At 76.1% G+C, this 12053-nt stretch carries 9 protein-coding genes; 3 read left to right on the top strand and 6 right to left on the bottom strand.

From position 1 onward, the window contains the following. Positions 1-628: 628 nt before the first annotated feature. Positions 629-796, top strand: a complete 168-nt coding sequence (locus D459_RS36150) for a hypothetical protein (protein ID WP_017593790.1) — start codon at positions 629-631, stop codon at positions 794-796. A 72-nt stretch (positions 797-868) separates the two neighbouring features. Here the strand turns inward: D459_RS36150 and D459_RS0114780 are convergent, their stop codons facing one another. The 3 genes from D459_RS0114780 to D459_RS0114770 all read right to left on the bottom strand — a co-directional run bounded on the left by D459_RS0114780 (position 869) and on the right by D459_RS0114770 (position 5139). Beyond that, positions 869-1723, bottom strand: a complete 855-nt coding sequence (locus D459_RS0114780; protein ID WP_017593789.1) for an inositol monophosphatase family protein — start codon at positions 1721-1723, stop codon at positions 869-871. Positions 1724-1762: 39 nt separating this feature from the next. Then, positions 1763-3793 (bottom strand): S9 family peptidase, encoded by a 2031-nt coding sequence (locus D459_RS0114775; protein WP_017593788.1) that lies wholly within the window; start codon positions 3791-3793, stop codon positions 1763-1765. A gap of 314 nt (positions 3794-4107) precedes the next feature. Further along, positions 4108-5139: a ferrochelatase gene (locus tag D459_RS0114770; RefSeq protein WP_020380185.1), complete on the bottom strand. Its 1032-nt coding sequence runs from the start codon at positions 5137-5139 to the stop codon at positions 4108-4110. Between the two features lie 127 nt (positions 5140-5266). Between D459_RS0114770 and D459_RS0114765 the strand changes: the two genes are divergently transcribed. Continuing rightward, positions 5267-6568 (top strand): D-arabinono-1,4-lactone oxidase, encoded by a 1302-nt coding sequence (locus D459_RS0114765; RefSeq protein ID WP_193790254.1) that lies wholly within the window; start codon positions 5267-5269, stop codon positions 6566-6568. A 139-nt stretch (positions 6569-6707) separates the two neighbouring features. Here the strand turns inward: D459_RS0114765 and D459_RS31665 are convergent, their stop codons facing one another. Continuing rightward, positions 6708-7739 carry a hypothetical protein gene (locus tag D459_RS31665; RefSeq protein ID WP_152522975.1) on the bottom strand — a complete coding sequence of 344 codons (1032 nt, stop codon included), beginning with the start codon at positions 7737-7739 and terminating at the stop codon, positions 6708-6710. A gap of 494 nt (positions 7740-8233) precedes the next feature. Between D459_RS31665 and sepH the strand changes: the two genes are divergently transcribed. Next, positions 8234-9562: a septation protein SepH gene (sepH, locus tag D459_RS0114755; protein ID WP_017593784.1), complete on the top strand. Its 1329-nt coding sequence runs from the start codon at positions 8234-8236 to the stop codon at positions 9560-9562. 15 nt (positions 9563-9577) lie between these two features. Here the strand turns inward: sepH and D459_RS0114750 are convergent, their stop codons facing one another. After that, positions 9578-11506: a PH domain-containing protein gene (locus D459_RS0114750; RefSeq protein ID WP_017593783.1), complete on the bottom strand. Its 1929-nt coding sequence runs from the start codon at positions 11504-11506 to the stop codon at positions 9578-9580. Continuing rightward, positions 11503-12021, bottom strand: a complete 519-nt coding sequence (locus D459_RS0114745; protein WP_193790253.1) for a PH domain-containing protein — start codon at positions 12019-12021, stop codon at positions 11503-11505. Before D459_RS0114745 ends, D459_RS0114750 begins: the two co-directional genes overlap by 4 nt. Positions 12022-12053: the final 32 nt, after the last annotated feature.

Below are 12053 nucleotides of genomic sequence, written 5' to 3'. Positions count from 1 at the left end.
CGTAGGCCGGAGCGGGCCCTGCGGCAACTCGACAGGTCACCGGGGAGACTGAGATCCGGTGCCCGGCCCCATCCCCCAACAGGGCCGGGCCACCGGGATTCCCCCTTGTGCGGGAGCCCCCGCCGGCGCATCCCCCAACCGCCGGCGGGGACCGTTCACCCCGCACATCTCGAATCTGACACATCCAGGATAAGAAACCGGTAAGCACTGGCGCGTTCTGGTGGATGTGGTGTAGCCCACCGGGGAGCCGGTCCGCTCCGCTCTCCGTCATACCCGCTACGACCAGCAACGATACCGGGAGCATCGAAAAAACGGGCCCCGGCGGTCCGAACCGGCGCGGCACTGGGATCATGACCGGGGAGAGAGCGGACCGCACCGGTCGGCCACCGACACCCTCCATCACGGATCGATCACGTCCCTTCGGGCGCGTTTCGGGCCGCAGGAGGGGTGGGTATGGCTTGGACCCGTGGGCGCCCGCGATCCCCGAACGACGCGGGACGCCCGTCCCAGCGCCGAAGCGACCGGGTCCGACCTGCCCGGGAGCGATCCACAGCGTCACAGCGTCGTGACAGCAGGCGACCGATCAGGCCCGCGCATGCGCGCGGGGGATGTTCCGAGTGAGGTGAAAATGGGCGAGTTCCTCGCGGAGATCAATGTCCGTATCACGGAAACCTACACGTCGCTCCAGGCGGCCCGGGCCGCAGGAGACGACTTCCTGGCCGACATGCACGCCTCCGAACTCGAGGATCTGAAGCGCATCGCCGCCCGCAACGGGGTGGACGCCGGCTGCGTTTGACCTTCACCGGGGCGGCCGGCCCGGAGCGCGGTGCTCCGGGCCGGCCGCCTTCGCGTTCCCGGCGGGCGCCGCTCAGCCCTCCCCGGGACCGGGCCCGTCGGTGTCCGCGGCCAGCGGCTCCAGCAGGTCGTGCAGCTCCTCGAAGAGGCCCGGCCCTGCGGCGATGGTGAGGTCGGGGTTGGCCGGCGCCCCGCGCAGGCCGCCCACCAGAACCCCCGCCTCCTGGGCCACCAGCGCCCCGGCCGCCCAGTCCCAGTGGTTGAGCCCGCGCTCGTAGTAGCAGTCGGCCCGGCCCTGCGCCAGCGAGCACAGGTCCACCGCGGCCGACCCGTTGCGGCGGATGTCCCGCACCCGGGGCAGCACGGTGCGCAGCACCTCGGCCTGCTGGGCCCGGCGCCGGGGGTCGTAGCCGAACCCCGTCGCGACCAGCGCGAACTCCAGCGGCGGCGGCTTGGGCGCGTGCAGCGGCCGCCCGTCCAGGAACGAGCCGCCGCCCAGCACCGCCGTGTAGACCTGGTCGCGGCGCGGCACCGCGACCGCACCGGCCACCACCCGCCCGTCGACCTCCGCGGCGATGCTGACCGCCCACTCCTCGCGCCCGTACAGGTAGTTCACGGTGCCGTCGATCGGGTCGACGATCCACCGCACCCGGCCGGCCCCGCCGGCGCCCGCGTCCTCGCCGCCCTCTTCACCGAGGACCGCGTCGCCCGGGCGGGCGGAGAGCAGCCGCTCCCGGATGAGCTCCTCGGAGCTCCGGTCCATGGCGGTGACCACGTCGGTCGGGGTGCTCTTGGTGGCGAGCACCCCGATGCCCTCCTGCCCCTCGGCGGCCAGTGCGCCCGCCTCCCGGGCGATCCCCGCGGCCAGTTCGGCCAGGGCCCGCCGCTCCTCGACGCCCTCCGCGGCACCGCCGCCCGTCGTCGCCATCGTCTCCGTTCTCCCCCCTGATCGGTCCGCTTCCGCCCGTCACAGCAGTTCCGGGCGGCGCCACTCCTTGCCGAGCACGTGGTGGTCGAGGAAGGCCCAGATCGTCTCGTACCAGACCTTGATGTTGCCCGGCCGCAGCACCCAGTGGTTCTCGTCCGGGTAGTAGAGGAACTTGGCGTCCACCTCCCGGCGCACCAGGTCCCACCAGAGGCTCAGGCCCTCGCCGATCGGCACCCGGTAGTCCTTGTCCCCGTGCACCACCAGCATCGGGGTGCGGATGTCGTCGGCGCCGCGGTGCGGGGACGCCGCCCGGTAGCGCTCCGGCGAGGTGTCCGGGTGGCCGAACTCCGCCGCCCAGGCGGGCGGCACGTCGGTGGCGCCGACGAAGGCCTCCAGGTTCCACAGCGAGGCGTGCGTGACGATCGCCTTGAACCGGTCGGTGTGCCCGGCGATCCAGTTGGCCATGTAGCCGCCGAAGGAGCCGCCCATCATGGCGGTGCGGGTGCCGTCGATGTCGTCCCGGGCGATCGCGGCGTCGGTGGCCGCCATCACGTCGGCGAAGACCCGCGGCCCCCAGGTGCTCCAGGCCCGGCGGAGCATGTCCTGGCCGTAGCCGGTGGACAGCGCCGGGTCGGGCAGCAGCACCGCGTAGCCGCGCGCCGCCATCAGCCACGGGTTCCACCGCCAGGACCAGCCGTTGAAGCTCGCGTAGGGGCCGCCGTGCACCCAGAGCAGCAGCGGGGCCGGGGACTCCGCCGAGGCCTCGGCCGGCAGCACCAGCCAGGAGCGGATCGGGGTGCCGTCGTCGGCGGTGGCGTGCACCTCGGTGAGCCGCCCGGGCGGGTCGAGGGGCAGGTCGGGGGCGGGCAGCCGGACCGGTTCGGCACCCTCGGCGGCGGGGTCGAGCCGCACCGGCGTGGGCGGCTCGTCCCAGGAGTCGCGCAGCGCGTACAGCGCGGTGCCGTCCGGCGCCGGCTGCAGCGCGCTGTAGGCGCCGTCGTCGCCGGTGAGCCGGGTGACCTCCGCGGTGGCCGGGTCGAGGCGGAAGACCGGGGCGCGGCCCGCGTCGTCGGCGGTGAAGTACAGCGCCGCGGAGTCGGGCGCCCAGGCGAACTCTCGCGGCCAGGCCTCCGAGCCGGGGATCGGGTCGCGCCGCTCACCGGTCTCCAGGTCGATCAGGACCAGCGCGGCGCTGCGCGGCTCGGTGCCGGGCTCGCCGTCGTAGGAGCGGATCACCGCGACGGTGCGGCCGTCCGGCGAGATCCGCGGGGAGGAGAAGTCGTACTCCGGGTCCTCGGCCAGGGTGCGCCGCTCACCGGTGGCGGTGTCCAGCGCGACCAGGGCGGAGTGCCGGCGGCCGCGGGCGCCCATCACGCTCCACTCGGCGACGGCGGTGCGGCCGTCGGGGGTGACGGCAGGAGAGGAGAAGCGGAGCCCGGCGCCGGGCTCCGGGGTCAGGTCGCGGGGTTCGCCGAGCGGGGCGGAGGCGTCCTCGGGCGGGGCCGCGGCGAACAGCCGGGGCTCGGCCGGGCCCAGGTCGTGGTCCCAGTAGCGGATCGGGGCGGTCTCGTGCAGGATCGCGGTCACCCCGGCGTCCTCGCGGGCCTTGCGCGCCTCGGCGTCGGCCTCGGCCCCGGAGGTGCCGGGCATCGCCTCGGCGGTGAACAGCACCGTGCCGGCGTCGCGGGCGGCCGCGACCGAGGAGATGCCGCCCGGCCGGGAGGCGACCCGGCGGGCCTCGCCGCCGCCGGCCGGCAGCAGCCACAGCGCGGGCTTGTCCGCGGCGGCGTCGCCCGGCTCCGCGGTGGGGTCGGGGCGCTTGGAGACGAACAGCAGGGAGCCGTCGGGCAGGAACTCCGGGGCGCCCTCGCCCTCGGCGGAGCGGGTCAGCCGGCGCGGCTCGGCGGCCCCGGAGGGGTCGATCTCCCACAGCGAGGTCCCGTAGGACTTGCCGTCCGGCTTGAGCTCGCTGACCGGGGCGACCAGCCGGGCGCCGTCCGGGGAGAGCCGCAAGCCGCCCACCCGCCGCAGCGTGACGTAGTCGGAGAGCTCGAACCAGGAACGAACCATGTGTTTCCTCCCGTATCCCTGCGGACGGTCCGGTCCGACCCTATCCGGAATGCGGAACCGCGGAAGGGGCCGGGAGGCCCCTGTGCACAGCGCTCGGCGGCCGGTCCGCAGGGGGAGTGAGGAGCGGGGAGGATACAGGGAAGGAAGAGCGGCGCGCCCCGCCCCGGGCCGGGGTGCGGCCGGGGGCGAGGCGCCCCGGGCCGAGACCGGCTGCGGCCCGAAGCGCCCCCTCCGAGGACGGCGGCGGGCGACGGGCCGGGCCGGCCGGCGGCCCTGAGGGCCTCCTTTGAGGGTGGTGGCGGACGAGGGCGGGATCAGCGCTGCGCGCAGCAGTCGGCCGAGCCCTCCGGGCAGCCCGGGAGGGTGCCCAGGCCGACCCGCTCGGCGCCCTGGGCCCGCTCGGCGACGAGCTCGCGCACCATCCGGACGAAGGCCGGGTGGGTGCCCGGGGAGAGCGCGCGCTCGAACGCCAGGCCGAGCTTCTCCGCGGTCTGGCGCGCCTCGTTGTCCAGGTCGTACTTGACCTCCATGTGGTCGGAGACGAAGCCGTAGGGGACCACGACCACGGCCTCGGTGCCCTCTTCGGCCAGCTCCTCCAGCCGGTCGTTGATGTCCGGCTCCAGCCACGGCTGGCTGGGCGGCCCGCTGCGGCTCTGGTAGACGAGGTCGTACGGGCGGTCGCCGCCGACCCGCTCGGCGACCAGCCGGGCCACCTCCTCCAGCTGGGCGACGTAGGCGCCGCCGGGGCCGTAGCCCTGCTCCGGGGCGCCGCTGGCGTCGGCCATCGCGGTGGGCACCGAGTGCGCGGAGAACAGCAGCCGGGCGCCGGCCCGCTTGTCCTCGGGCAGCCGCTCCAGCGCCTGGGCGGTGTGGTCGACCAGCGGGCCGATGAAGCCGGGGTGGTCGAAGAAGGGGCGGATCAGCTCGATCTCGGGGGCGTCGGGGCCGACCTCGGCGCGCGCCCGCGCGATGTCGTCCAGGTAGGCGCGGTGGCTGGAGTAGTTGCTGTAGGCGGAGGTGGACAGGGCGACGGCTCGGCGCACCCCGTCCTCGGCCATCTTGCGCACCGTGTCGGTCAGCATCGGCGCCCAGAACCGGTTGCCCCAGTAGACGGGCAGGTCCACGTCGTGCTCGGTGAAGTCGGCGCGGATCGAGGCGAGCAGGTCGCGGCACTGCCCGTTGATCGGGCTGACCCCGCCGAACAGGAAGTAGTGCTCGCCGACCTCGGCGAGCCGCTCCCGCGGGATCCCCCGGCCGCGGGTGACGTTCTCCAGGAACGGGATCACGTCGTCCTCGGCCTCCGGACCGCCGAAGGAGATCAGAAGGAAAGCGTCATAGGGCCTCATGGAATCCATGTAACCAGCTGATCGGCGCGGTTCCCGACATCCCCCGGGTTAGCGTCGCCACCCTGCTCTCCGGCTCCCGGGCACCCCGCCCCGGCCCGCGGTGAACTCTGGAGTAACCTCCCGGGGCATGACGAATGTGTTGTGGCGCACATGGGCCGACACGTACCGGGCCCGGCCCCGGACGACCGCGACCCCCAACGGAGCGGCCGAGGCCGCCGACGCGGTTCGCGCCGCCGCGCAGCAGGACCTGCCGGTGCGGATGGTCGGGTCGGGGCACTCCTTCACCGACGCCGCCGTCACCGACGGCATGATGCTGCTGCCCACCTCGCTGACCCGGCTCCGCTCGGTCGACCTGGCCGCGGGCACCGCCGAGGTCGAGGCGGGCATGCCGCTCTGCGACCTCAACGACGCGCTGCACCGCTCCGGCGCCGCGCTGGCCAACATGGGCGACATCGCGGTGCAGACGATGGCCGGGGCGATCCAGACCGGGACGCACGGCACCGGCCGCGACGCCGGCGGGCTCGCCTCCCAGGTGGTGGGGATGGAGCTGGTCACCGCCGAGGGGGAGGTCGTCTCCTGCTCCGCGCAGAGCGATCCCGACCTGTTCCACGCCGCCCGGGTCGGCCTCGGCGCGTTCGGCGTGGTCACCGCCTTCACCATGGCGGTCGAGCCGGCGTTCCTGCTGCACGCCCGCGAGGAGCCGATGCGCCTGGACGAGGTGCTGGAGCGCCTTCCGGAGCTGCGCGCCGGCAACGAGCACTTCGAGTTCTTCTGGTTCCCGCACACCGGGCTGACCAGCACCAAGCGGAACAACCGGGTGCCGGGCCCGGCCCGGCCGCTGACCCCGTTCAAGGCCTGGCTGGACGACGAGTTCCTGTCCAACTCGGTGTTCGACCGGGTGAACCGGCTGGCCCGCCGGGCCCCCGCGGCGATCCCGGCGATCAATCAGGTCAGTGCCCGGGCGCTGTCCGCGCGCGACTACACCGACGCCTCGCACCGGGTGTTCGCGTCGCCCCGGCGGGTGCGGTTCGTGGAGATGGAGTACGCCGTTCCGGCCGAGGAGCTGCCGGCGGTCCTGCGCGAGCTGCGCGCCGTCACCGACCGCGGCGACCACCGGATCAGCTTCCCGGTGGAGGTCCGCTTCGCCCCGGCGGACGACGTGTGGCTGTCCACCGCCTACGGCCGGCCGACCGCCTACGTGGCGGTGCACGTCTACCAGGGCGCCCCCTACGAGCGGTTCTTCGCCGACGCCGAGGCGGTGTTCACCTCGGTGGAGGGCCGCCCGCACTGGGGGAAGATGCACACCCGGGACCGGTCCTACCTGGAGCGGGTCTACCCGCGCTTCGCCGACGCGATGGCGGTCCGGGACCGGGTGGACCCGGAGCGCAGGTTCGCCAACGCCTACACCGGGCGCGTCTTCGGCCCCTGAGGTCCGCCTTCTCCCGTTCGGCCGGGCCCTGCCGGAGCGCTCCGGCGGGGCCCGGCCGTCGGGGGCGGGACGCGGGAGGGCCCGGCCGCGCGGCCGGGCCCTCCCCGTCGCCTCTGCCCGCTGCGGGCCCCGGCCGGGGTCAGCCGGTCCCCAGGTCCTGGGAGTACGGTGCGCCGCCGGTGCCGTCCTGCGGCGCCTGCTGCCCCGGGTCCTGACCGCCGGTGCCACCGCCGCCGGTGCCGCCGGTGCCCTCTTCGCCGGTGCCTTCGGTGCCGCCGGCGCCCTCCTGGTCCTGCTCGCCGCCGGTGCCGCCGGTCTCCCCGGAGCCCCCGGTGCCGCCGGTGCCCGGGTCGGGGGTCTGCTGCCCGCCGCCGGTGCCGGGGTCGGTCCCGGTCCCGGGGTCGGTCTGCCGCCCCTGGCCGCCGGTCTCCGGGCCGGTGGTCGCACCGTCCTGCGGCGCGGTCCCGCCGTCCTCACCGGTGCCCGGGGCGGTCTCGGCGTCCGGGTCCTCCTCCTGCACCTCCTGGCTCTGCGAGGCGCCGCCCAGCAGGGAGGGCCGGGAGGAGCCGTCCTCGCCGTGCACGGTGGCGGAGAGGCTGCGGCCGGTGAACAGCTCGAAGGCCAGGATCACCAGCATCACGACGGCGAAGACCACCGCCGCGGGAAGGATCAGCATCCGGTACCGCTGCCACCAGGTGCGCGGCTCCTCCTCCTGCTCCTGCCCGCCGTCGCCCCCCGGCGGGTCGCCGAAGGCGGGCATGGCCCGGGTGGCGTCGGCCGCCCCGGCGGAGCCGAACACCGCCGTCGCCTCCGGGTCGCGGCCGGAACCGGCCTTTGCGGCCGGGCCGACCGGGTCGGCGCGGTGCACCGCGGTGAACCCGGCCCCCACGACCTCCTTGGCCTTGTCCCGGCTGCGCTCCAGGAAGTGCTGGGTCACGGCGGTTCCCGCGGTGCTCATCACGCTCATCGCCGCGGCGCCGATGATCGTCCCGTAGACCCCGAGGTAGGACGCGGCCGTCGCCGCGGTCAGCGTCGCGACGCCGCCCGCGATCACCTGGGGCGCGCTCAGGTTGATCCTCTTCTTCTCCTCCTCCTGCCCGCCCTCCCCGGCGTCCCCCGTGCCGCGCCGGTGCGCGGCCTTGTGCTCCATGTCCTCTTCGAGACCGGACATCCTCCCCCCTCGTACGCCTCGCGGCGCAGTGGATCCCCCGTACATGACGTCGCGGGGCCGCCATGACCTCCGGCCATAACAACCCCATAACGGGACAACCTACGCGAACTCCGTTTCAGTTCCGGTCGAGGGCGGACATTAAATGAATCACCGTCCGATGTCGCCCGGCGCGTCGGCTTGCCCGCGGCGAAACCGGTGACGCACCGGCCCGGCCTCTGCGGCGGGCGGGCCCGCGCCGGATAGCATCACCGGCGGACATCGAAGCAAGGGGACCGGGAACCCGTTCTCCGCCTCCGGCGCCCTCCTCCCCCTCCGTGCCAAGATGGGCACTCGGGTACGGTCGGCCGGCGGGGCGGCGCGCACCCGCGGCGGCGACACGCCGCGGTTCGGACATGCCGCGCGGGGTACTGGCCGAACACTGCCGAGCGCACGAGACTGAGAACGCGGGGGAAGGCCGAGGCCCCACCCTCGGCGGGGACGCGAAAGGGAGGGCGATGCAGGAGCTTCGCCTCGTGGCCGTCAGCGAGGACGGCACCTACCTGGTGCTGGCCAGCGCCGGTCGCGGCACCCGCTTCACGCTGCCCGTCGACGACCGACTCCGCGCCGCCGTCCGCGGCCAGTTCTCCCGGCTCGGCCAGTACGAGATCGAAGTGGAGAATCCGTTGCGCCCAAAGGAAATCCAGGCCCGGATCCGCTCCGGCGAGACGGCGGAGGCGATCGCCGAGCTCGCCGGAATCCCCATCGAGCGCGTCCGCTGGTTCGAGGGCCCTGTGCTGCAGGAGCGCGAGTACATGGCGCAGCAGGCGCAGCGCGCCTCGGTGCGCTCCCCCGGCGACTCCACCCCCGGCCCGGTCCTGGGCGACCTGGTCACCGACCGGATCGGCGCGCACCAGCTGGAGACCGGCGACGCGGTCTGGGACTCCTGGAAGCGCGAGGACAACACCTGGCAGCTCAAGCTCGCCTTCCTGCTCGGCGGCGAGGAGCGCCTGGCCCACTGGGTCTACGAGCCCCGCCGCCGCACGGTCACCCCCTCCGACGAGGAGGCCCTCCGCTTCTCCTCCCCCGACGCGGACGGCGCGGCGGAGCCCGCCGCCCCCATGGGCGCCACCGTCACCCCGTTCGTCCCGCGCCGCACCGGCCCGCCGGAGCCGCTCCGCGCCGACGGCCCGCTCCCCCGGACCGCCCCCGCCGAGCCGGCCGCGCCCCGCCCCCCGCAGCAGGAGCCGGCCCCCCGGCAGACCGCCCGCGCCGAACCCGCCGAGCCGGCGGAGCGCTACGAGCGGGCCGAGCCCGCCGAGCGGCAGGAGCGGACCGAGCGCCCCGCGGCGCGCGGCCGCACCGGCGCGGCCGCCGAGCGGATGCGCGCCGGCCTGCCCGGCTCCGACGACGTGTTCCCCCCGGAGACCGCCCGCCGGCCGGTCCGCCGCCCCGAGCCGGAGCAGCGGCGGGCCGAGCCCGAGCGGGCCCCCGCCGAGGAGCGCCCAGCCGAGCGGCCCGCGGTGGAGCGGACCGTCGAGCGTCCCGTGGTGGAGCGCCCCGCCGCGGACCTCGGCGCACCCGCCGCCGAGCCTCCGGCGGCCGAGGCCCCGCCGGTCCGCGAGCGCCGCGAACCGCTGCGCCCCGAGCGCCCCGCGGTCGGCGGCGCCTCCGCCCCGCGCCACCGCGAGGAGCAGGCCGAGGCCGGGGAGCACGCCGCCGACACCCCGCTGCCCGCCGCCGCGGCCGGCGGCAGCGCCCAGCCGCCCCGGCGGAAGGGGCGGGGCCGCCGGGCCTCCGTCCCCTCCTGGGACGAGATCATGTTCGGCGCCAAGAAGTCCGACTGACCGCCGCCGCGGACCTCAATCCCCCAGCGGCCCCCGGAGCCCCTTCTCCGGGGGTTCCTGCTGTTCGGGGCGGTCCCGCCGGTCCGGGACGGAGCGCTTCTCCGCGGCGGGGGCCGCCGCCCCCTCCGGAGCGGCCAGGAACGGGCGGATCATCTCCGGGGTGACCCCGGCGGCGAACGCCACCGACTCCTCCAGGTCCGCGTCGACCGCGGTGTAGCCGCCGGAGCCCGCCCCGACCGTGGCGGTCAGGTGGGCCAGGCCGGAAGGGCGCTGGAAGAGCGTCTGCCGCCAGGTCCAGCCGATGACCGCCTCCCTGCGGAGGACCGCCTGGGTGCGGCGGAGCGACCCCCGGCGGACGCTGATCCGCTCCGCGTCGCGGCCGTGCCCCAGGGCCCGGTACCGGTCCACTCCGAGCGGGATCCCGGCCAGCGCCAGCAGCGCCGCCGGGACCGCCGCCCAGTACAGCCCGGCCGCCGCCGCGACCGCGGCGGCCAGCGCGAACGGCAGCACCGAGCGGACCAGCCGGCGGCGGAGCGCCGCCCGGGGGTGGCGGACCAGCCCGCCGGTGTAGCCGCCCAGGACCTCGTCGGCGACCCCCTCGACCCGGGCCCGCGGACCGGCCGGCAGCAGCACCGCGCGGGTGGAGTCGCCGCCCAGGCCGGTCATGATGGCGCGCAGCCGCACCGCCGAGCGCACCCGCTCCAGCGGGCTGTCGACCAGCTCGTGGCCGCGGATCCGGCGCCGCTCCAGCGCGACGCTCTGCCGGGTGAACAGGCCGCGCCGGGTCACCAGGGAGTCGTCCTGGCCGGCCAGCCGGAAGTCCCAGTGGTTCACCGTGTAGGCCACCACCGCGAAGACCGGCATCAGCGCCAGCAGCAGGAGCAGCACCCCCGCGACGACCGCGACCAGCACCGGCAGGCCGCTCCCCTCGGCCAGCGACCGGTAGTGCAGGAACACCCGCTCCCCGGCCGCCACCGCGCCCGGCCGCTCCATCAGGTCGCCGACGACCTGGGAGGCCAGCCCGACCACCGCGGCCAGCGCCACGAACGGGGTGAGCAGGTAGCCCACGCTCAGCGCGCCGAACCCGTACCAGCGGGCCGGCATCCGGAAGTACTCGGTCTCGCGCGGTTCCTCGGCGGGCGCCGGGGCGGCGTCCCCGCCGCCGGCCGGGGCGGCCTCCCCGCCCTCCTCCGCGCCGGTCCCCCCGGCGGAGGAGGGGGCTCCGGCCCCGGCCGGGGCGGTGCCGGCCGCGGCGGCGGAGGGGGCGTCGCCGCGCAGCACCGCCCGGCGGTGCAGCAGCAGCCGGCGCAGCCGCTCGGCCTCCGCGGCGGCGACCGCGTCGAGCTTGCCCTCTTCGCTGCCCTCGCCGCCGGCGGCCGCCTCGATGTGCACCACGGCCAGGCCGAACAGCCGGTGCACCAGGTTGGAGGTGACGTGCACGCCGCGGATCCGCTCCAGCGGGATGGTCCGCCGGGACCGCGAGACCAGCCCCTTGCGGATCTCCAGCCGCCGGTCCCCGACCTGGTACCGGAAGGTCGCCCAGGTGAAGACGCCGGTGACCGCCAGGCCCGCCAGCGCGGCGAACAGGCTGGCCAGGGCCCACGGGTTCTGGGTCGCGCCGAAGGCCATCAGGATCAGCGGGACGATGAAGTTCTTCAGGTAGGTGGCCGGCGCGACCACCAGCATCATCGGGCTGAGCTTCCGCCAGCCCGCGCCGTCCGCGCCCTCCTCGCCGCCGGGCCCCTCCCCCGGTCCGGCCCCGGCCTCCGACGGCCCGCCGTCCGCGGCGCCGCCCTCCGCGCCGCCCTCCGCGCCGCCCTCCGCGCCGCCCTCCGCGCCGCCCTCCGCACCGGGCGCGGTACCGGGCGGCGGCTCCTCCGCCGGAAGGGGGGCCGCGCCCCGCTCCTCGGCGGGCGCGCCCTCGCGCTCCTCCCGCCCGGTCACGTCGCGTCGTCCCGCAGCTCGCCCGCGCGCACCGCGAGCTCCTCGGAGATGGCGCGCGCCCGCTCCGCGTCGAGGCCCTCGATGGTCGAGGAGCCCGCGTGCGAGGCGGTCTGCACCTGCAGCGTGGCGACCTTGAACATCCGCTCCACCCACCCCTGGGTGTGGTCCACGGTCTGGATCCGGCTCACCGGGACGAGCTGCCACTCCCGGCCGAGCCAGCCGGTGCGGGTGTAGATCACGTCCGCGGTGACCTCCCAGCGGTGCACCCGGTACCGCACCCGCGGCACCACGGCAGTCTCCACCAGGCCGAACAGCGCGTAGCAGACCGGCGCCGCCCACCCGTAGGAGACCGCCCAGTCCGGGATCCAGGACCAGCCGGCCGCGGCCGCCCCCCAGGCCAGCCCGGCCAGCAGGGCGGTGACCACCGCGTGGGCGATCACCGACTCCACCGTCCACACGGAAACCGCGCGAGGCGAGACGCGGTGCTCTGGGGGGCGCAGTCGGGTGCTCGTCACGCCACGAGTCTAGGGCGGCGGGGCCCGGCCGC

It is taken from the genome of Nocardiopsis potens DSM 45234 (genome assembly GCF_000341105.1).
In the GTDB taxonomy this organism is placed as follows: domain Bacteria; phylum Actinomycetota; class Actinomycetes; order Streptosporangiales; family Streptosporangiaceae; genus Nocardiopsis_A; species Nocardiopsis_A potens.
The sequence above is the reverse complement of the archived record's forward strand: the minus strand, read 5'-3'. Positions and strand labels throughout refer to the sequence as shown.

What these genes read in the sequence shown, in the direction of transcription:
- D459_RS36150 (WP_017593790.1), top strand. Translation starts at nt 629, where the DNA reads ATGGGCGAGTTCCTCGCGGAGATCAATGTCCGTATCACGGAAACCTAC.
- D459_RS0114765 (WP_193790254.1), top strand. Translation starts at nt 5,267, where the DNA reads ATGACGAATGTGTTGTGGCGCACATGGGCCGACACGTACCGGGCCCGG.
- D459_RS0114780 (WP_017593789.1), bottom strand. Translation starts at nt 1,723, where the DNA reads ATGGCGACGACGGGCGGCGGTGCCGCGGAGGGCGTCGAGGAGCGGCGG.
- D459_RS0114770 (WP_020380185.1), bottom strand. Translation starts at nt 5,139, where the DNA reads ATGAGGCCCTATGACGCTTTCCTTCTGATCTCCTTCGGCGGTCCGGAG.
- D459_RS0114775 (WP_017593788.1), bottom strand. Translation starts at nt 3,793, where the DNA reads ATGGTTCGTTCCTGGTTCGAGCTCTCCGACTACGTCACGCTGCGGCGG.
- sepH (WP_017593784.1), top strand. Translation starts at nt 8,234, where the DNA reads ATGCAGGAGCTTCGCCTCGTGGCCGTCAGCGAGGACGGCACCTACCTG.
- D459_RS31665 (WP_152522975.1), bottom strand. Translation starts at nt 7,739, where the DNA reads ATGTCCGGTCTCGAAGAGGACATGGAGCACAAGGCCGCGCACCGGCGC.